Origin of the sequence: Burkholderia paludis (assembly GCF_000732615.1) — a bacterium.
Taxonomy (GTDB): domain Bacteria; phylum Pseudomonadota; class Gammaproteobacteria; order Burkholderiales; family Burkholderiaceae; genus Burkholderia; species Burkholderia paludis.
On sequence record NZ_JPGL01000017.1, the window covers coordinates 107,650 to 126,729 of the forward strand.

16 protein-coding genes are annotated in these 19,080 nt (G+C 68.8%); 6 read left to right on the forward strand and 10 right to left on the reverse strand.

Annotated elements, in window-relative coordinates:
- Positions 1 to 210 precede the first annotated feature (210 nt).
- Positions 211 to 1,686: an efflux RND transporter periplasmic adaptor subunit gene (locus GQ56_RS0112975; protein WP_031399065.1), complete on the reverse strand. Its 1,476-nt coding sequence runs from the start codon at positions 1,684 to 1,686 to the stop codon at positions 211 to 213.
- Positions 1,687 to 1,720: 34 nt separating this feature from the next.
- Positions 1,721 to 3,034 carry a TolC family protein gene (locus tag GQ56_RS0112980; RefSeq protein ID WP_031399066.1) on the reverse strand — a complete coding sequence of 438 codons (1,314 nt, stop codon included), beginning with the start codon at positions 3,032 to 3,034 and terminating at the stop codon, positions 1,721 to 1,723.
- Between the two features lie 479 nt (positions 3,035 to 3,513).
- On the opposite strand from GQ56_RS0112980, the gene GQ56_RS41205 reads away from it, so the two are divergent.
- The gene (locus GQ56_RS41205) at positions 3,514 to 4,230 is read left to right on the forward strand and encodes a M35 family metallo-endopeptidase (RefSeq protein WP_075122935.1); all 717 of its coding nucleotides are present in this window, start codon (positions 3,514 to 3,516) and stop codon (positions 4,228 to 4,230) included.
- A gap of 15 nt (positions 4,231 to 4,245) precedes the next feature.
- A complete protein-coding gene (locus GQ56_RS41210) occupies positions 4,246 to 4,695 on the forward strand; it encodes an OmpA family protein (RefSeq protein ID WP_075122936.1) in 450 nt (149 codons plus the stop codon).
- Between the two features lie 163 nt (positions 4,696 to 4,858).
- Here the strand turns inward: GQ56_RS41210 and GQ56_RS0112990 are convergent, their stop codons facing one another.
- From GQ56_RS0112990 to GQ56_RS0113015, 6 genes are all read right to left on the reverse strand, one after another.
- On the reverse strand, positions 4,859 to 6,049 hold the full coding sequence (locus GQ56_RS0112990; protein ID WP_031399067.1) for a phosphotransferase enzyme family protein: 1,191 nt from the start codon (positions 6,047 to 6,049) through the stop codon (positions 4,859 to 4,861).
- A 36-nt stretch (positions 6,050 to 6,085) separates the two neighbouring features.
- The gene (gene pnuC, locus GQ56_RS0112995; protein WP_031399068.1) at positions 6,086 to 6,718 is read right to left on the reverse strand and encodes a nicotinamide riboside transporter PnuC; all 633 of its coding nucleotides are present in this window, start codon (positions 6,716 to 6,718) and stop codon (positions 6,086 to 6,088) included.
- Between the two features lie 59 nt (positions 6,719 to 6,777).
- Positions 6,778 to 9,009 (reverse strand): TonB-dependent siderophore receptor, encoded by a 2,232-nt coding sequence (locus tag GQ56_RS0113000; protein ID WP_031399069.1) that lies wholly within the window; start codon positions 9,007 to 9,009, stop codon positions 6,778 to 6,780.
- A 595-nt stretch (positions 9,010 to 9,604) separates the two neighbouring features.
- Positions 9,605 to 9,808 (reverse strand): DUF2970 domain-containing protein, encoded by a 204-nt coding sequence (locus GQ56_RS0113005; RefSeq protein ID WP_031399070.1) that lies wholly within the window; start codon positions 9,806 to 9,808, stop codon positions 9,605 to 9,607.
- Between the two features lie 123 nt (positions 9,809 to 9,931).
- Positions 9,932 to 11,992 (reverse strand): pyridoxamine 5'-phosphate oxidase family protein, encoded by a 2,061-nt coding sequence (locus GQ56_RS0113010; protein WP_031399071.1) that lies wholly within the window; start codon positions 11,990 to 11,992, stop codon positions 9,932 to 9,934.
- Positions 11,993 to 12,043: 51 nt separating this feature from the next.
- Entirely contained in the window at positions 12,044 to 12,688 is a 645-nt protein-coding gene (locus tag GQ56_RS0113015) for a glutathione S-transferase family protein (protein WP_031399072.1), read from the reverse strand.
- Positions 12,689 to 12,814: 126 nt separating this feature from the next.
- Here GQ56_RS0113015 and GQ56_RS0113020 point away from each other — a divergent pair, with 126 nt between their 5' ends.
- Positions 12,815 to 13,750 carry a LysR family transcriptional regulator gene (locus GQ56_RS0113020; protein WP_031399073.1) on the forward strand — a complete coding sequence of 312 codons (936 nt, stop codon included), beginning with the start codon at positions 12,815 to 12,817 and terminating at the stop codon, positions 13,748 to 13,750.
- A gap of 259 nt (positions 13,751 to 14,009) precedes the next feature.
- Here the strand turns inward: GQ56_RS0113020 and GQ56_RS0113025 are convergent, their stop codons facing one another.
- Positions 14,010 to 14,672, reverse strand: a complete 663-nt coding sequence (locus tag GQ56_RS0113025; RefSeq protein ID WP_031399074.1) for a TetR/AcrR family transcriptional regulator — start codon at positions 14,670 to 14,672, stop codon at positions 14,010 to 14,012.
- 88 nt (positions 14,673 to 14,760) lie between these two features.
- Here GQ56_RS0113025 and GQ56_RS0113030 point away from each other — a divergent pair, with 88 nt between their 5' ends.
- Genes GQ56_RS0113030 through GQ56_RS0113040 form a run of 3 tightly spaced genes read left to right on the forward strand, consistent with a single transcriptional unit; the run spans position 14,761 to position 18,255 of the window.
- A complete protein-coding gene (locus GQ56_RS0113030; RefSeq protein ID WP_031399075.1) occupies positions 14,761 to 15,687 on the forward strand; it encodes an SDR family NAD(P)-dependent oxidoreductase in 927 nt (308 codons plus the stop codon).
- Positions 15,684 to 17,261, forward strand: coding sequence for a flavin-containing monooxygenase (locus GQ56_RS0113035; RefSeq protein WP_031399076.1), 1,578 nt, complete (start codon positions 15,684 to 15,686; stop codon positions 17,259 to 17,261). The genes GQ56_RS0113030 and GQ56_RS0113035 overlap by 4 nt, the downstream gene beginning before the upstream one ends.
- Positions 17,262 to 17,268: 7 nt before the next feature.
- Positions 17,269 to 18,255 (forward strand): alpha/beta fold hydrolase, encoded by a 987-nt coding sequence (locus GQ56_RS0113040; protein WP_031399077.1) that lies wholly within the window; start codon positions 17,269 to 17,271, stop codon positions 18,253 to 18,255.
- An 86-nt stretch (positions 18,256 to 18,341) separates the two neighbouring features.
- On the opposite strand, the gene GQ56_RS0113045 is transcribed toward GQ56_RS0113040, so the two are convergent.
- Positions 18,342 to 18,743 carry a carboxymuconolactone decarboxylase family protein gene (locus GQ56_RS0113045; protein WP_031399078.1) on the reverse strand — a complete coding sequence of 134 codons (402 nt, stop codon included), beginning with the start codon at positions 18,741 to 18,743 and terminating at the stop codon, positions 18,342 to 18,344.
- Positions 18,744 to 19,080: the final 337 nt, after the last annotated feature.

Consider the following 19,080-nt stretch of genomic DNA (forward strand, 5'->3'; position numbering starts at 1 on the left):
GCCCGGCCGCTCGCGCGGCGAGCGGGAAAGCGGGTTGCGAATCGGGCCGAAAATCGGGCTGCGAATCGGGCTGCGAGTCGGGCTGCGAATCGGGTTGCGAATCGGGCCGCGAATCGGGCCGCGAGTCGGGCCGCGAGTCGAGGTGCGAATCGGCGCGCGAATCGGGCGTGGATTCCCGCCGCCCTTTGCGGCGCCGCGTACATGCCCCGGTCATTCATGTTCCGCGCTCCCCTTGCCGAGTTCGGCCTTCAGCACGAAGCTGTTCGACGCCGCGTATTCCTGGCCGGGCTTGAGCCCCTTCAGCACCTCGGTCGCGCGTTCGTCGCGCCGCCCCGTTTCGACGGCCTGCGCGACGAACCCTTGCCGCGCGCGCACGAACACCGACGGCGCGCCGTCGACGTCCTGCAACGCGTCGCTCGCGACCGCGAGCGGCACGCGCTGCCTGCCCGCGTCGACCGACACGTTCACGAACATCCCCGGCCGCCACACGCCTTCCGGGTTCGGCAGCACGACGCGCGCCGGCGCGGTGCGCGTCTGTTCGCCGAGCAGCGAACCCACGTACGCGATCGGGCCGCTCGAGCGCGATTCGAACGCGGTCGCGATCACGGTCGCGTCGCGGCCGACGCGCACGTCGTTCAGCCGCTGCGCGGGCACCGCCATTTCGGCCCACACGGTCGACAGGTCGGAGATCACGAACATGCTCGCATCGGCGGCGATCGCCTCGCCGGGCGTCGCATGCTTCTCGACGATCGTGCCCGCGAACGGCGCGCGCAGCACGTAACGGTTCAGCGCCCCTCCGCCGGCCGGCGCGTTCAGCGCGGCCAGTTTCTGCCGCGCGTTCTGCACCGCGATCTCGGCTTCGCGCAACTGCACCTGCGCCTGCTGGTAGTCCTGCTCGGCGGAGATGCGCTCCTGCCACAGCGTGCGTTCGCGTTCGTAGGTGGCCCGCGCGCCCGACAGCCGGCGCTCGGCCGTCAGCAGCTCGCTGCGCCGGTCGGCGACGTCGGTGCTCGCGATCACGGCCAGTTCCTGCCCCTTCGCGACGTTCTGTCCGAGCGACACCGACACCTGCTCGACGATGCCAGCCACGCGGGGCACCACGTGCGCGGTGCGGTCCTCGTTGAACCTGATCTCGCCCGGCAGCTGGAACGGCGTCGCAATCTGCACGGGGCCGGCCTTCGCGAGCGCGATCCTCGAGGTTGCCAGTTGCGCATCGGTCAACGCGAGCGCGCCGTCGGCGCGTGCGAACGGGAACGATGCGGCTTCCTTGCCCGCCTTGACGTCGATCGTCACATCGAACACGTGCGGCTTGGCAATCGACTGCGCGGACACGAACTTCTGGCCGGCCGCGTCGAAACGCAAGGGCTCGTGCGTGCTGTCGTAGCGAACCAGCGTGCCGGACACCGTGACGCCCTTGTCGGCCGGCTTGCCGTCGACGAACGGATAGACGATGAGGCGCGCATCGCCGGGCTTCTCCGTCATCACGATTTCGACGGACAGTTTGCCGCGCCGGAGCACGACACCGCCGCGCTCGCCGGCGGCTTCGGCGGATGAAGCGGCTTCGGCCGCCGCCGACGCGGACGTGCCGTTGCCGCCGCCGTTGCGCGTGACGCCGAGTGCGCCGAGGACGATCCCGGCACTGCCGAGTACGACCGCCGCGATGATCAGGATTCTGCTGCGTGACATGATGATCCTTCAGGTAATGGAGGCGCCTGTTGCGCTATTGCACGAGCGATGCGAGCGGCGTACCGACGAGCCGGCCGATGTCGGCACGCGCCGTGTGGGCATCGGCGAGCGCGCGCACGTATTGCGACTGGCCCTGGAACAGCGTGCGCTGCGCGTCGAGCACGTCGAGGAAGCTGAACTTCCCGAGTTCGTAGCCGCGCGACATCGCATCGAGCGCGAGGCGCGCGCCGGGCAGGATGTCGGTCTTCAGGCGCCGCGCCTCCTGCGCGGCCGCCTCGAAATTCGCATACGCCTGCGTCAGTTCGAGCCGCAGCCGCGCGCGTTCGCGATCGAGATTCGCGTTCGCGCGCTCGGCCTTGTGCGTCGCTTCGAGCAGCGCGCCCTTGTTCGTGTTGAACAGCGGAATCGGGATCGACACGCCGACCACCGCCTGGTTGTCCGGCACGCCGCCCGTGGTCACGCGTTTTGCCCCCGCGCTGATCGTCATGTCCGGAATGCGCCGCGCGCGTTCGAGCGACACGGTCGCGTTCGCGCGCAGCATCTCGGCGCGTGCGATGCGCGTGAGCGGCGCGTCGTCGAGCTGCGCGGTCAGCGCGGACAACGGTTCGACCGGCGGCACGACTTCGAGATCTCCAGTCGCATCGCGCCGGTCGGCGCGCGCGCCGCCCATCACCGCGTTCAGTTTCTCGCGGGCGACGTCGACGCGGCCGCGCGCCGTCGCGACTTCGATCTGCACGGCCGCCGCGGCCACCTGCGCCTTGGTCGCCTCGACCGGCGACACCTTGCCGGCCTGCGCGCGCCGCCCGGCGAGATCCGCCGAGCGCGCGGCGATCGCCGCCGATTCCTCGGTCACCTGGAGTTGCCGCTGCGCGGCGAGCAGGCCGTAGAACGCGGCGATCACGTCGGCGCGCACGGCCGCGCCCTGCTCATCGAGCGATGCATCGGCGGATTGCCGTCCGTACGACGCGACGTCGAGCCGCGCGCCGCGCTTGCCGCCCAGCTCGATCGTCTGGTTGAGCAGCACTGTCGACGTGCGCTCCGCGCGACGAAAGCCTTCCTGCAGGAACGACACTTCGGGATTGGGGCGCGCGCCGGCCTGCATCAGCGCGCCGGCCGACGCATCGACGTCGGCGCGCGCGCCACGCAGCGCCGGATTGTTCCGGGCCGCGACCGAGAGCGCATCGGAAAGCGTCAACGAGGTGGAAGAGAGCGCGTCGGGTGGCGGTGCGCCGATCGGCCCGGTGCTGCCGGAGGCAGCAGGAGCCGGCCCCGGCGACAGCGACGGCTGCGCATGAGCCGTCGCGGCCATCGCGAAGACGACGGCCACGGCGAGGTTGAGCTTGAGCATGTTCGGTTCTGCGGTAACGGTTCGCGACCGATGCTACGGTCCGGCCGCAGTGTGAACATGAGGCGAAGATGATATTTCCGTCATCTTCGGCATGTTGTACTCGCCGGACCAGCGTCCATATCTGCCCAGATGACCATCTGTACGCGTCGTCCGAGCATTCGCGTGCGCCCCAACGAAGCCGTCAAAGTTCGCCAGAACGATCGCTTAACTTTCGATCATTCAATTCGGCAACGTAAAAATCATAGAAAGTCGCTTTGCATTCCAAAATTTCGAACTAGTTCTATGGACACGCCCACTTTAAAAGACGATTGTTCGATGTTCCGAAAACACAAACTTAACCATTCCGTTCCATGACTATTGAAGCGTAACGGATACCGCACATATCCTCATCTGCAACACTGACAGCGCCGGGAAAACACGCATCTTCGTTACTGATGCAACAAAACTCTTGAAAATCGACACGACGGGACCTTGAAGCCATGAATAATTTTTCCGACAACAATCGATACAATTTTGATGCCGACGAAGACAAAGATTGGTTTCTCGTTCACTCTGGAGCAGTCACCAACACAAATCCGGGCTCAACGGTTGACGTTTACATCAACACAACGCCAATTTGCCCCAACATGACCAATAAAGAATTCAGAATCATGGTAGCGCGGCTACTTAAATGGTCCATCATTCTTGTCGAACGACGGATTGCCGACCTGAATCGGCATGACAAGACCGTCAAGAATAGAATGACTTATTGGTTCAATCGATGCGACGAGAATACACGGCGATATCTTATCAACGGCTTCTCACGACATCTCTCCGTACTGAAGACGCTAACACCACACAACTTCGTCCGAACCGATCCGAACCTCGACCGAATGTTAGACTGCGTCCCGAATATGAGTGACATCGATAACGAGGCCGCTCACGTTTGCGGACCTAATACAGAGCGGAAACTTATAAGTATCGCCATGAAATTCTGCACTGGCTTGCGCGACCAGAATATGTTCGGAGATTCCCGGCTGTCAACGCTCATTCACGAAGTAACACATTTCATTGACACCTTCGGCAGTGGCGACCCTCGTTACGGAATTGACCCCACAGCAGCCGCATGGGCAAGGGCCAATCCTGACCTGGCATTGAGAAATGCGGATACACTCACCGGATTCGTGATCTACGGCGAAAGCTTATTTGCAGATTAAGGAGCCTAAATCAACATGATGATTCTTATCACAACACTCATCACCGCGATTTCAGGATTATTAATTTTTCCCACAGACGCCACTGCGGAATGCCAAGCATCACAAAATCTTCCATCACGACAACTGTTCGTTCCATTTTCACCCAACAGTCACGAGATCACCGAATCCGAGAAAATACGAATTGAACGATGGGTGTCAGAAATCAATTCCAAGCACCCGATTCAGAACTGGATCTACATAATTGGCAGCGCATCCAAAAATGAAACCACTCCTACCCAACTCGCGACAAAACGTGCTTCCGAAGTGACAAAGGCCATCATAGACGATGGTTTGATAAACGCACCATTTCAGATGAAAACGCAAATTTATCCGATCAGCAGCGCGGCTGAATCAACGTCCGCAACCCGTGAAGTCACCGTGCAGGTGAGTCCCGGCTGTCTCGACAACTGCTGTACTGACCATTGACATGAGAGTTGGCTCATTTATCGCCGCTGCGTTTGCGGTGAACTCAGCGCTTCCGGCACTCGCGTGCGACAGCCAATCGAATCTATCCAGGTAAGATTTCGATGACGATTCGAGCAACATATCAATCTCCGAACCGGTGAAGCTGCCAGGGTATTCTCAAGAATCAAACGACCCCTTGCTTCGCGCGCCGGCGCCGCACGAGCCAGTCGAGCAGCTGCCGCCCGTCACGTTCGCCGAACCAGCGCGCGTGACCGATCAGGTATCCGTCGTACGCGACATCGACGATCGCCGGCGCATCGATGATGCAGCCGAAATAAGCCACTTCCGACAGCGCGAACTCCGCATGCACGATCGGCAGCATCGCAACCAGCGCCGCATACGCTTCGTCACCCAGCGGTTCGAGCGATTCATACCCGTCGAGCAGCGCGTCGATCTGTGCGTATTCGACGCGGCGCGCATCGGCCGGCGCCATCCAGTCGACGGTATTGCGTTCGATCGCGAGCGCGAGGTCCATCACCGCGCAGGTGCGATCCGACAGCCCGAAATCGAGCACGGTCCGCACCTGCGCGCCGGGCCCCGCGTCGGTCCACAACAGGTTCGACGCATGCCAGTCGCCGTGCGTCCACAGCGGCGGCAGCGCGGGCAGCAACGGCACGAGCCGCGCGTGATACGGGCCGATCGCGTCGGCCACGTCGCCGCGCCAGTCGCGCGCGCCGAGCGCGCGCACGAGCAGCGGCTGCGCATCGACCCAGCGTTCGAGCGCACCGGGCAGATCGGCGGACGACAGCACGCGAAAACTCGACAGCAGCGTGCGCACGGGCCGCGCCGGCGCATCGTAGCCGGCCGACGCGCGATGCAGTTCGGCCAGCGCGCGGCCGGCCGCATACGCGTGCGACGGATGCGTGAACGGCTGCCACGACATCACGCCGCGATACGGGTCGACGCCGGGCGCCAGCACGTGCACCTCGTAGGTCCATTCGCCGGAGGCGAATGCGGTCGCGCCGTCGCGATCCGCGAGCACGTCGACCACCGGCATGCCGCGCTCGCGCAGATGCGCGATGAAGCGATGCTCTTCCCCGAGCCCCGCGACATCGCGCAGGCTCGCATGATGACGCTTGACGAACAGCCCGCGCCCGTCGGCCATCCGCACCAGCACGGCCGCCGCGAACTGCCGCGGGCTGTGCCACGTCAGCCGGGCCGGCTCGCCCGCGCCGTCGATCCGCGCGAGCACGGCCGCCACCTCGTCGTGCGTCATCAGCGGCCAGTCGCGTTCGGCCTGCACGCCGTCGACGCCGAATTGCGGCGGCGCGACGTCGCGCGACAGGGGCCCGTCCGGCTCGAGTGGAAATGACATGAACGACGTTGCTCCTTGAGTGAATCGGCGCGCGAATCAGCGTGCGCCGCCGCCCGGCGCCAGCGCGCCGCCGGCCGCCGCGCGCAGCGCCGCGGCCGTCCGGCTCCAGTCGCGCCAGCCGACGACGGCCAGCCCGATGAACAGCGCATAGAGTCCGGCCGTCAGATACAGTTCCTTGAACACGAACATCCCGACGTACACGACGTTCACGACGATCCACAGCCCCCATGACGCGATGTAGCGCCGTGCGGTCCAGTATTGCGCGACGAGGCTGAACGCGGTCAGCGACGCATCGACGAACGGCAGCGCCGCATCGGTCCAGCGCGCCATCATGCCGCCGAGCAGCGCGCTGCCGACGACGGCCGCGATCAGGTCGGGCAACATCTGCCGCGGCCGCACGCCGGTGACGGGCGCGACGTCGCCCGCCGGCGCCGCGCCGCCGCCGGCCTCGCTCGCGCGCTGCGCGAGCCAGCGCTGCCAGCCGTACACCTGCAGCACCGCGAACGCGCCCTGCAGCAGCATGTCCGAATACAGCTTCGCGTCGAAGAAGATCCAGCCGTACAGCGCGACCGACGCCAGCCCGACCGGCCAGCACAGCATGCGCCGCTTCGCGGTCAGCCAGATCGCGAGTGCGCTGACGATCACGCCGGCGATTTCGAGTGGGGACATCGTCCGTGTTCTCCAGGTGGGCCGTCGGGGCCGCGCGTCACGCGGCCGGCTCCGGGCGGTCAGAAATCATAGGTCAACGATACGCGCGCGGTGCGCGGCGCACCCGGGAACAGGTACGCATCGCCCTGCTGCTCGCCCGCGTCGCGCCAGTAGAACTTGTTGAACAGATTGTCCACCGACACGCGCAGCACCGTGCGGTGGCCGCCGATCTTCGTCGTGTAGCGCGCGCCGAGATTGAACACGAACCACGACGGCACGCGCGCGGTGCCCTCCTCGTTCGCGTTGCGCGCGCCGCTGTACTCGACGCCGCCCAGCATGTTCAGGCCCGCGACGCCCGGCACCGCGTAGTCCGCGTACAGCGTCGCGCGCAGTGCCGGCACGTTGATGATCTGGTGCCCCTCGTACGCCGGCGAACCCGAATCGTACGCGCGGGCGCGAATCGCCGCGACGCTGGCCGTCAGCCCCAGCCGCTCGGTCACGCGCCCGGCCGCGCCGAGCTCGATGCCCTGGTGCCGCTGCGTGCCGCGCTGCACGAACGTGTAGGACGTGCCCGCCGCGTCCGGATCGGCGAACTGGAACGGCTTGCTGATCGAGAACACGGCGGCCGTGAGGCTCAGCCGGTCGAGCCAGTCGTATTTCGCGCCGACCTCGACCTGGTGCGATTCGACGGGCGGCAGGAACGCATACGCGTTGGTCGCGCGCACGGGCGCCTGGTCGCCGAGCGACAGCGCCTTGCTGTACGACGCGTACAGCGACAGCACGCTCACCGGCTTGTAGACGAGCGCGACCTGCGGCAGGAACACCGAGCGGTCGGTGTGCGTCGCATCGCCGTCGAGGCTGCTCCAGCTGCGCTGCCGCAGCAGCACCTCCTTGCCGCCCGCGAGCACCTGCCAGTGTTCGCCGATGCTGATGCGATCGAGCCCGAACACGCCGTACTGCCACGCGTCGAGACGCGGGTACGACGGCCCGGGCGAATTCGGCGACGGCGCGAACGCCACGTCCGGCCCGTAGACGTTCTCGCTGCCCACGTAGTCGTACACGGCGTCGGCCATGCGCACGACGCGGCGCTGCACGCTCAGGCCGAGCGTCAGCTCGTGACGCAGCGGCCCGGTCGCGAACTTGCCCGTCACGGTCGCGCGCAGGTCGTCGTTGCGTCGGTATTCGCCGGGGCTGCGGAAGTCGTACACGTCGTAGTCGCCGTTCGCGCCGAAGAAGAACGGCGACGTCGCGCCGGCCGCGCAGCTCGCCGCGTACGAGCAGCCGTACGCGAACGCGCTGTTGTCGTCGATCATCGTGCGGCTGCGGCCGGCGGCGACGCTCGCCTTCCAGTCGTCGCTGAACTGGTAGTCGAAGCGCGCATTCAGGTTCAGCGCGTCGGTCGTCACGGGTTTCGCCCACGGCTGCGTGCCGAGCGCCTTCGACGTCGTGTTGACCGACGGCACGACGGTGCCGCCGAGCAACTGGTAGCCCGGCGCGGAACGCTGGATCCACTGCTGGAATTCGGCGTTCAGCTGCAGGCTCGCGCGCGGGCTGATGTCCCAGTCGGCGGCGATCGAGCCGAACGTGCGCCGTCCGTTCGTGCCGTCGATGTACGAGTGCATGTTCTCCTTCGCGGCATTGATCCGGAAGCCGAACTGGTTGTCAGGGCCGAAGCGGCGGCCGAGATCGACGGCCGCCGACGTCGAGCCGCGGCTGTCGACGCCGGTCGTCACGCTCGCGACGTTGGCGGAGCGCTTCGTCACGAAGTTGATCACGCCGCCCGGCGCGACGACGCCGCTGTCGATGCCGGCCAGCCCTTTCAGGATCTCGACGCGCTCCTTGTTCTCGAGCGCCACGTTCTGCTCGCCGGACACCGTCAGCCCGTCGATCCGGATCGCGCTCGCGAGATCGACCGGAAAGCCACGGATCGCGAACCCTTCGAAATACCCGACCGGCGCGTAGTCGTTGACCACCGACGCATCGTTGCGCACGACGTCGCTCAGCCGCTTCGCCTGCTGGTCGTCGAGCTGCGCGCGCGTCACGACGCTCACCGACGCCGGCGTGTCGCGCAGCGGCGCGTCGTCGAGCCCCGCGACCGACGCCGTGCGCGCGCGCAGCGCATTGCCGCGCTCGCCGCTCACCGTGATCGCCGGCAGCGTCGCGCCGCCGGCCGCATCGGCGTCCGGCGCCGGCGCGTCGCCCTGCGCCGCCGCGGCCTGCGCCGCGAACAGCGTGATACCGAGACCGACGCCGAGCCCGACCTTCGCGCGCCGCCGCCGTGCGGGCGACGCTGTTGTTCTTTTCACCGTCATTGTTCTGGATGGAAAACTCACCACTCGACCCAACCGAAACCCGTCACGACGCAGCGCAGCGGGCCCGGGAACGCATCGACGCCCGCCGCCGGACGCGCGCGGACACGATATTCATCAGACGAATCAAGCGATGCGGCACACCAGCAGGCCGCTCGGTCGGAAAGACGCAGGATGGGACATCGGATCAGGAAATGCACCGGCAACCGATGTCGCCGCCGACCGGTTCGTCGGGGGCGTGTCGGGCAGCCGGCTGCATCGCGCGGTCATGTCATGCGGGGGGACGCTTCGAACGCCCCGGTGCGGGCGCGACGCGCTTGCGCGCACCGTTCGATCGAACGGCGGCGGGCCCGTCGCGCGCGACATCGCGGCGCGGCGCGCATTTTACCCCGGGCGGGGCGGATCGCCGCGGAATTGGGGGAACGGGTGTGGGGAATGACGGAACGGGGGGCAAGGCGATCAGGGCAACACGGCGGCGGCGGCGATCCGTCCGCCCTTCCCGTCGTGCGCGGCAATCCCGGCAGCCGGCGGCGCAATCGCACACCGGTCACGCGGCCGGGAGCCGGCGCGGGACGACTGCCCGCGCTTCATGGGCCGCTCAGAACCCCTGCATCGTCACGGTCGGATTGGCGACCAGGTGCACGACGCCGTAGATGACCGCGCCGACCATCACCGCGAGGATGATCGCCACGAACGGCAGCAGCGTGAAGTTCGCGTTCGCGAGATCGGTCGCGTGCGCCTTGCTGTTGCGTACGCCGAAGAAACTCCACAGGACCAGCTTGATCATGCCGAGCAGTTTCATGTTTGCGCTCCTTTCATCGAATCGGTTGACGCTATCGTCGATCCGACCGGCATCCGAAAAAAGCAGCAGTTGCGCGCGCTTTTCGCGCAGCAGGGCGTCTGCGGCGGCATGTCGCAGGGCGTGTCAGCAGTCGAGCACGAGCGGCTCCGTGGTCCCTTGCGCGGGCCGCGCGACGCACAGCAGCGCGCAGCCGGGCGCGACCGGCGCATCGGGCGTCTGCTCGTAGTCGACCGCGCCGGACAGCACGCGCGTCGCGCAGGTGCCGCACGACCCGGCGCGGCATTCGGACGGCACAGCCACGCGCTGCCCTTCCGCGAATTCGAGCAGGGTGCCGTCGGCCGGCGCCCACGCGGCTTCGCGGCCCGTGCGCCGGAACACGACCGGCACGGTTGCCGCCGCCGGCGCGCCGGCCGCCCGGGTTGCGGTGCGCACGACGCTCGACGGCCCGAACGCCTCGAAACGGATGCGCTCGTCCGCCACGTTCAGCGCGCGCAGCCCGTCGTACAGGTCGCGCATGAACGCCGACGGCCCGCACAGGTAGAAGTCGTAATCGTCGAACGGCAGGATCTGCTTCAAGCCGGCGATGTCGATGCGGCCGGCCCGCGCCGTCGCGCCTTCGTGAGGATGACTGTCGAACGCGTGCAGCGACAGCCGCGGATCGGCGGCCGCCATGCGCGCCAGCTCCGCCGCGAACGGCCGGTCGGCCGCGTCACGCGCGCCGTGCACGAACACCACGCGGCGCGACGGGGCGGCGTCGGCCAGCGCGCGGCGCAGCATCGCGACCATCGGCGTGATGCCGATGCCGGCCGACACGAGCACGGCCGGACGCGGGCTCGCGAGATCGAACGTGAAGCGGCCGCGCGGCATCTGCGCGTCGATCGTCATGCCCGCCCGCGCATGATCGTGCAGCCACGCCGACACGCGCCCCTCGCGCTTCACGGTGATGCGGTAGTGCGCGCCGCCCGGCGCATCAGACAGCGTGTAGCTGCGAATCGACGGCGCGTCGCCGCCCGGCAGCGCGACACGCAGCGTCAGATGCTGTCCGGCGTCGTAGGCCGGCAACGCCCCGCCGTCCGCCGACTCGAAATGGAACGAACGGATCGCGCGCGCTTCGTCGACGATCCTCGCGATGCGCAGCGGCCGCCATGCGGGCGCCGGCGCTGCCACGGCCACGGCCGCCGCCGACGCAGCGCCCGCGCCAGCGCCAGCGCCCGCCGCCATCGCCGCGAACTGCGGCGCGCGCTCGACCGCCGACCACCGGAACGGCAGCGCCGCGCGCGTGCGCCGCACTTCCGTCACATGGAACCGCACGACCCGCTGCGCGCCGTCGAACGACGCGACGAGCGGCCCGTCCCACACGATCTCGGCACGCGCGGCCACGTACAGCAGGTCGCCGCTGTCGAAATCGACGAACAGCAGCCCGGCGCGCGGATCGTGCTGCAGGTTGCCGAGCGTGTTGAACAGGCGGTTGCCGCTGAAATCCGGCGTCGTCAGCGTGCGCGCATCGTCGACGCGGACGAAGCCCGGCATCCCGCCGCGATGCGATACGTCCGCGCCGCGCGCGGCCCCCGCATCCGCCGACGTGTTCGCGCTCGCCACGAAGAACGTATCGGCCCGCGACAGCAGCGCGCGATCGGCATCGTCGAACGCGTCCGACACCTCCGGCGCGCCGGCGTCATCCACTGCCTGCACGACGACGGTCGGCTTGCGGCCCTGGATGTACTTCGCGCAATTGCCGAAGCTCTGCTCGACCGCGATCGTCAACGCCTCGCCGTCGACCGCGCGCACGACGCCGTTGACGCGGTTGCGCCGCCGCGTATGGAATTCGATTCCGAGGCCGCCGAGCGCCGCGCCCGCCTGCCACGCGCCGGCCAGCGGATCGCCCGGCAGCGCGCGCGCCGCGATGCGCAGCGTACGGGCGTCCGGCGAGGTCACGAAGCCCGGCGCGCCGGCCCGCAGCGTCGCCCACGGCTGGCCCGACGCATCGACGCCGCCGAGCACGAAGAACGGCAGTTGCGCGAAGAACGTCCGGTGCTGGTCCGGCATGAAGCGCCGGATCCCGCTTCGGCCGAGCGACGCCGCGGCCGCCGTCACGCCCGCGCGCTGCTGCACGGCCAGCTCGCCCGCGTGAAACGGCGGGGCATCGAGTTCCCAGCCCGGAACGATGGGGGTCGGAGCATTCATCGCGTTCTCCCGTGGAAGACGTGGCGTGGCGTGGCCCGGTGTGGCGTGGCGTTACGCGGCGAGCAGGCCCGCGCGCGTCGTCGGCATTGCGACGAAGCCCGGCAGCGCCTCGACACGCGCGAGCCACGCACGCACGTGCGGATACGGTTCGAGCGACACGCCGCCTTCCGGCGCGTGCGCGATGTACGAGTACGCGGCGATGTCCGCGATCGTCGGCTGCGCACCGGCCGCGAACGGCTTGCCGGCCAGCTCGTGATCGATCACGGCGAGCACCTTCGCGGCCGTGCGCTTGGCCGCGTCCTGGTCGAGCGGCGCGCCGAACACGGTCACGAGCCGCGCGGCGGCGGGCCCCGCCGCGATCGGGCCGGCCGCGTACGACAGCCAGCGCTGCACGAGCGACGCGCCGACCGGGTCGTCGGGCAGCCAGTGCGCGTCGCCGTAGCGCTTCGCGAGGTACACGAGGATCGCGTTCGAATCGGCGATCACGGTGCCGCCATCGTCGATCACGGGCACCTGCCCGAGCGGATTGAGCGCGAGGAACGCCGGTTCGCGCTGCGCGCCGGCCGCGAGATCGACGTCGACGATCTCGGACGGCAGGCCGAGCAGCGACAGAAACAACCGGACGCGATGGGCATGCCCGGACAGCAGGAACGAATAGACGCGGATCGGTGCAACGGGCTGGCGGGCGGTGGGCATGGCGACACTCCGGAATCTCGCGCCGCCGGGTATCGGCGACGAACGGCCCCAGCGTAGCGCTCGCGGTTCGCGGCCAGAAGACGGATAATCGGCGAAACATTATCCGCTTCCATAGGACAATCGACGATGGCCGATCTGCGCGACGTGAACCTGAACCGGCTGGCGATCTTCGTCGCGGTGGTCGACGCCGGCTCGCTGACGGCCGCGGCCGAGCGGCTCGGCCTCGCGAAGACGGTCGTCAGCACGCACATGCAGCGCCTCGAATCCGAGGTCGGCGCGAACCTGCTGGTGCGCACGACGCGGCGGCTGAGCGTGACCGATGCCGGGCGCGCGTTCTACGACGCGTGCCGCGACATCGTGCGCGCCGCCGAAAGCGCGCTCGATGCGGTGTCCTCCGACGCGGGGCCGCTGCGCGGCACGTTGCGCGTGAGCGTGCCGATCGATTACGGCGCGCTGGTCGTCGCGCCTGCCGTCGTCGCGTTGCGCGACCGGCACCCGAGGCTCGACGTCGAACTCGTCGCGAACGACCGCGTCGTCGATCTCGTCGCGGACAACCTCGACGTCGCGATCCGCATCGGCCGCCTCGCCGATTCGAACTATCGCGCGGCGCAGCTCGGCACGTACCGGAAATGGCTGGTCGCGAGCCCCGCGTTCGTCGCGCGGTACGGGCTGCCGCAAGCGCCGGATGCGCTCGCCGCACTGCCGTTCGTGATGCTGTCGTCGCTGCCGCGCCCGCATACGGTCGAACTCGAGGGCGCGAACGGCGACACGGCCTCGGTGCGGTGCGTCGCGCCCGTCGTGTCGAACACCGCGACCGCGTGCCGCGCGATCGTGCTCGCGGGCGGCGGCTTCGGGCTGCTGACGGATTTCTCGACCGCCGACGACGTCGCGGCCGGCCGCCTCGTGCGGCTGCTGCCGGCGTGGCACACGGCGCCGGCCGGCATCCATGCGGTCTATCCGTCGACGCGGCTGCCGTCACGGAAGGTGCGGGCGTTCATCGAGGCGATGAAGGGGACGATCGGGGACGAAGCACCGGCATTCGCCGGGAAGCGGACGCGGTAGCGGTAGCGACCTCATGGCGCATCACGCCCGCCGCTCGGGCGTCGCATCGATCGGCATCCGCAAACGCGGGTTCGACGCGGGGTTCACACACCGCTGTTCGGCGTCACGCACCGAACGCCGGCCACCTCCAAAGTGCCTGCGCTTGTTTCAGGCGCGTGATCCGACCCGCCACCCGCGACGCGCCTGCTCGTCAGGCGCTGCCGCGCCGACGGCGTGCCACGGCGGTGCACGGCCGTTGGCGAACCGTCGCGCCATACGCTCACCCTTCGTCGCGCTCCCGCAACGTCCCCAGCAGCACGCGCCTGCAACTCGCGATCATCTGCGCTTCCGGATCGCGATAGCCGGTGAGCAGCCACGCCGCGCCGACGTTCGTCATCGCGCCGACGAGCGCGAGCCCGACCAGCCGCTGCTCGGTGCGCTCCGCGGGGGTCGCCGCTTCGCGCGGCGCGCCGATCGCCATGATCAGCTTGCCGAAGTCGATCAGCATGCGCTGGTAAGTCATGTCGGTATCCGCGCTCACGCCCATCACCTCGAGCAGCAGCACGCGCGCCGAGCACGGGTCGCGCAGGAACGCGAAGAACGCGCCGAGCCCCGTGTCGACGCTCTCGCGCAGATCGCCGCCGCGCGCGGCCACCGCCTGCGCGACCGCTTCATGCAGTTGCTGCGCGTGATGCAGGTAGGTGCAGCGCAGCAGATCCTCGGTGCTGTCGAACGCCGCATAGAAATAGCGGTCGTTCAGCTTCGCTTCCTGGCAGATCGACCGCACGGTCGCCTTGCGGAAGCCGACCGTGCCGAACACCCGCGTCGCCGCGCGGATCAGCGCGTCGCGCCGCTCGGCGGCGCGTACCTCGGGCGCCACGCCGCCATACGACCGGCCCCTTTTTTCCGTTTCGAGTGCTTTCTCCATTCCGCTATTTGACATCAGGACACCCGAAAACTAAAGTGGTGACGACCAACACCACAATAGCCGCGCGATCGGCGCAGCGCAAGCGGAACGGGAGGAGCGACGGATGAAGGGTTTTTCCGGCAAGGTCGCCGCGATCACGGGCGCCGGTTCGGGCATGGGCCGCAGCCTGGCGGTCGAGCTGGCGCGGCGCGGCTGCGAAGTCGCGCTCGCGGACGTCGACGAAACCGGGCTGGCCGCCACGGCGGCCGCCTGCGCACGGCACGGCGTGCGCGCGAGCACGCGGCGGCTCGACGTGGCCGATCGCGATGCGGTGTTCGCATGGGCCGATTTCGTCCGCGCCGAACACGGCAAGGTCAACCTGATCTTCAACAACGCGGGCGTGTCGCTGGCCGCCAGCGCCGAAACCGCGCGCATCGCCGATCTCGAATGGATCGTCGGCATCAATTTCTGGGGCGTCGTGCACGGCACGCAGGCGTTCCTGCCGCACCTGCGCGCGGCGGGCGACGGCCATGTCGTCAACACGTCGAGCCTGTTCGGGCTCGTCGCGATGCCGACGCAAAGCGCGTATAACGCGACCAAGTTCGCGGTGCGCGGCTTCACCGAGGCGCTGCGGATGGAACTCGAACTCGACGGCGCGCCGGTGAGCGCGACCTGCGTGCATCCGGGCGGCGTCGCGACGAACATCGTCGACGCGGGCCGCGTCGACACCAGCATCCACGCGCTGACGGGCCAGGACGAAGCGACCCATCGGCGCCAGGCGAACCGCCTGATCAACGCGACGACGGCCGACGAGGCCGCGCGGCAGATCCTCGCGGGCGTCGAGCGCAATGCGCGCCGCGTGCTCGTCGGCGCCGACGCGCGCCGGCTCGACCGGATCGCGCGCGTGCTCGGCGCCGGTTACCAGTGGCTGATGCTGCGCCACGTCCGCCGCGCCCGCGCACGCAACCTGCGCCCGAAGGAAGTCCCCATGGGGGAGCACGCGCACGCCCCGGCCTCCCGCCCGACCACGCCGACCAAGGACCCCGCATGACCACGACGACCGACCGGCGCGACGCGCCGCCCGCCTCCACCGCCCGCGCCGAGCGCCGCGACGGCAACGACCTCGACGTACTGATCGTCGGCGCCGGCCTGTCCGGCATCGGCGCCGCGTATCATCTGAAGCAGCGCTGCCCGCATGCGAGCTTCGCGATCGTCGAGGCGCGCGACGCGATCGGCGGCACCTGGGACCTGTTCCGCTATCCGGGCGTCCGTTCGGACTCCGACATGTTCACGCTCGGCTACAGCTTCCGCCCGTGGCACAGCGACAAGGCGATCTCGGACGGCCAGGCGATCCTCGACTACATCCGCGACACCGCCCGCACCTACGGGATCGACAGGACGATCCGCTACGGCCAGAAAGTCGTCGCGGCCGACTGGGACTCGAACCGCGCGCGCTGGACGGTCACCATCGAGCGCACCCGGGACGGCGCGACCGACACGCTCGTCTACACCTGCCGCTTCCTGTTCATGTGCAGCGGCTACTACGACTACGACGCCGGCTACCTGCCCGACTGGGCCGGCATGGACACGTTCGAGGGCAAGCTCGTGCACCCGCAGCACTGGCCGAAGGACCTGTCGTACACGAACCGGCGCGTCGTCGTGATCGGCAGCGGCGCGACGGCCGTCACGCTCGTGCCGTCGATGGCGGCCGACGCGCAGCACGTGACGATGCTGCAGCGCTCGCCGACCTACATCGTGTCGCTGCCCGCGCGCGACAAGATCGCGAACGCGCTGCGCCGCGTGCTGCCGTCGCGGCTCGCGCACCGGATCGTGCGCGTGAAGAACGTCCTGCTGACGATCTATCTGTACAACGTCTCGCGCCGCAAGCCCGACCAGACGAAGAAATTCATCATCCGTGCGGCGAGCAAGCAGCTCGGCCCCGACTTCGACGTCGCGAAGCACCTGACGCCGCGCTACATGCCGTGGGACCAGCGCGTGTGCCTCGTGCCGAACGGCGACCTGTTCAAGTCGATCCGCACGGGCCGCGCATCGATCGTCACCGACGAGATCGAGCGCTTCACGCCGACCGGCCTGAAGCTGAAGAGCGGCCAGCAGCTCGACGCGGACGTGATCGTCACCGCGACCGGGCTGAAGGTGAAGATGCTCGGCGGCGCGCGCGTGACGGTCGACGGCCGCGCGGTCGACCTGCCGGAGACCGTGTCGTACAAGGGGATGATGTACAGCGACGTGCCGAACCTCGCGTCGTCGTTCGGCTACACGAATGCGTCGTGGACGCTGAAGGCCGAGCTGATCGCGCGCTACGTGTGCCGGCTGCTCAACCACATGCGCGCGAACGGCTACGACACGTGCGTGCCGCGGCTCGGCGCCAGCGATCTCGGCGACGTGCCGGCCGTCAACCTGAGCTCCGGCTACATTCAGCGTGCGGCCGGCATCCTGCCGAAGCAGGGCCACCACAAGCCGTGGAAATTCCACCAGAACTACGTGCTCGATCTCGCATCGCTGAAGTTCAGCGGCCTCGCCGATTCGGCGATGCAGTTCGAACGCCGCGCGAAAACCGGCCCGGCGGCGACGCCGGTAGCCGAACCCGCACTCGAAACCCGCTGAGGCCGACATGACCCATACGCTCCACCTGATCCAGACCGTGCTGCTCGGCGTCGTCGCGGCGCTCGCCGCGCTCGCGCTGTTTTCCGCGTACGTCGCCAGCCGCGTGACGCGCGCGTTTCCGCCCGAAGGCCGCTTCGTCGACATCGGCGGCGACCGCATCCACTACGTCGAATACGGCGACGGGCCGCCGATCGTGTTCGTCCACGGGCTGGCGGGGCAACTGCGCAACTTCGCGTACCTGCCGCTCACGCGGCTCGCGCAGCATCATCGCGTGATCCTGATCGACCGGCCCGGCGCCGGCCGCTCGCTGCGCGGCGCGGGTTCGCAGGCGAACGTGTTCGCGCAGGCCCGCACGGTCGCCGCGTTCATCGACGCGCTGCGGCTCGACCGGCCCGTGCTCGTCGGCCACTCGCTCGGCGGCGCGATCGCGCTCGCGGTCGGCCTCAACCATCCGGAACGCGTGAGCCGGCTCGCGCTGATCGCGCCGCTGTCGCACGAGCAGCCCGAGCCGCCGGCGCCGTTCAAGCCGCTGATGCTGCCGTCGCCGCTCGTGCGCCGCTTCGTGTCGTGGACCTTCGCGATTCCGCTGACGATCCTGACCGGCCGCAAGGCCGTGCGCCAGGTGTTCGCGCCGGAATCCGTGCCGCACGATTTCCCCACCAAGGGTGGCGGGTTGCTCGGCATGAGGCCGCACGTGTTCTACGCGACCGCGACCGATCTGCTGTCGGCGCCCGCCGACCTGCCCGCGATGGAACGCCGCTACGCGGATCTCTCGCTGCCGGTCGACGTGCTGTACGGCCGCGCCGATCCGATCCTGAACTACCGCCAGCACGGCGAGGCGCTGGCGCAGAAATCGGCGCGCGTGCGGCTGAAGGTCGTCGAGGGCGGGCACATGCTGCCGGTCACGATTCCCGATGCGACCGCCGACTGGCTGCTCGAGGTCGCCGGCGCATCGGTCGAGGCGACCGCGCAGACGGCGCGCGTCGAGCACTAGACGGAAGATCCTCACGAAGCGGCGGCCGGTGCCGCGCCGTGCCGTGCCGTGCCGCGCTGCGCCGCGCCGCCGATGCTGCGGCGCAATCAGGCTGCGTCGTCGTCGGGCACCGGCAGCCCGAGATCCGCGATCACCTCGCGCGCGCTGCGGAACGCCTCGATCGCAGCCGGCGCGCCCGCGTACAGCGCGCTGTGCAGCAGCACCTCGCGGATCTCGACGAGGCTTGCGCCGTTGTTGAGCGCGCCGCGAACGTGCCCCTTCAATTCCGTGCCGCGGCCAAGCGCCGCCAGCATCGCGCACGTGCACAGGCTGCGCGTCTTCAGGTCGATCCCGCCCCGCTGCCACGTGCTGCCCCACGCGTGTTCGTTCAGCCAGTCCTGCAGCGGACGCGAAAAGCCGTCGAGGTCGCGCATCGCGCGCTCGACGAACGCCTCGCCCATCACGTCGATCCGGCGCGCCTTGCCGGACTCCCTGTCCTGTTCGCTCATGTCGGTGCCCTGTATGGATGCGTGGCCGCTCCAGCGGCATCGGCAGCCGGAAGCGTTCTCGCCATGGTCGCGGCGCCGGCCCGTTTCGTCAAAGACACGGCTGCCGGTTCGCAGCCGCCGGCGCCGTCGAACGCTACGTAACATCGCGCGGCGCGTTACGGCGGCTTGCGGGAACATCGCATCCGCCGCGCCGGCGCACCGCCGGTGCCCGGTCGCGGGAAACCGCCGTCCCACCGTTTAAATCGCGCTGATCTTCCCGATTTCCGCAACAAAACGCGACACCGTTTCCGGAATATGTCGTGGCGCGGAATTTGCAGTGGAGGCTTGGACACACTTC

Bases quoted from the DNA above. Each gene is read 5' to 3' on its own strand.
- GQ56_RS41210 (WP_075122936.1), top strand. From the start codon at position 4,246: ATGATGATTCTTATCACAACACTCATCACCGCGATTTCAGGATTATTA.
- GQ56_RS0113035 (WP_031399076.1), top strand. From the start codon at position 15,684: ATGACCACGACGACCGACCGGCGCGACGCGCCGCCCGCCTCCACCGCC.
- GQ56_RS0113000 (WP_031399069.1), bottom strand. From the start codon at position 9,009: ATGACGGTGAAAAGAACAACAGCGTCGCCCGCACGGCGGCGGCGCGCG.
- GQ56_RS0113025 (WP_031399074.1), bottom strand. From the start codon at position 14,672: ATGTCAAATAGCGGAATGGAGAAAGCACTCGAAACGGAAAAAAGGGGC.
- GQ56_RS0113020 (WP_031399073.1), top strand. From the start codon at position 12,815: ATGGCCGATCTGCGCGACGTGAACCTGAACCGGCTGGCGATCTTCGTC.
- GQ56_RS0112975 (WP_031399065.1), bottom strand. From the start codon at position 1,686: ATGTCACGCAGCAGAATCCTGATCATCGCGGCGGTCGTACTCGGCAGT.
- GQ56_RS0113005 (WP_031399070.1), bottom strand. From the start codon at position 9,808: ATGAAACTGCTCGGCATGATCAAGCTGGTCCTGTGGAGTTTCTTCGGC.
- GQ56_RS0112980 (WP_031399066.1), bottom strand. From the start codon at position 3,034: ATGCTCAAGCTCAACCTCGCCGTGGCCGTCGTCTTCGCGATGGCCGCG.
- GQ56_RS41205 (WP_075122935.1), top strand. From the start codon at position 3,514: ATGAATAATTTTTCCGACAACAATCGATACAATTTTGATGCCGACGAA.
- GQ56_RS0113045 (WP_031399078.1), bottom strand. From the start codon at position 18,743: ATGAGCGAACAGGACAGGGAGTCCGGCAAGGCGCGCCGGATCGACGTG.
- GQ56_RS0113040 (WP_031399077.1), top strand. From the start codon at position 17,269: ATGACCCATACGCTCCACCTGATCCAGACCGTGCTGCTCGGCGTCGTC.
- GQ56_RS0112990 (WP_031399067.1), bottom strand. From the start codon at position 6,049: ATGTCATTTCCACTCGAGCCGGACGGGCCCCTGTCGCGCGACGTCGCG.
- GQ56_RS0113010 (WP_031399071.1), bottom strand. From the start codon at position 11,992: ATGAATGCTCCGACCCCCATCGTTCCGGGCTGGGAACTCGATGCCCCG.
- GQ56_RS0113015 (WP_031399072.1), bottom strand. From the start codon at position 12,688: ATGCCCACCGCCCGCCAGCCCGTTGCACCGATCCGCGTCTATTCGTTC.
- pnuC (WP_031399068.1), bottom strand. From the start codon at position 6,718: ATGTCCCCACTCGAAATCGCCGGCGTGATCGTCAGCGCACTCGCGATC.
- GQ56_RS0113030 (WP_031399075.1), top strand. From the start codon at position 14,761: ATGAAGGGTTTTTCCGGCAAGGTCGCCGCGATCACGGGCGCCGGTTCG.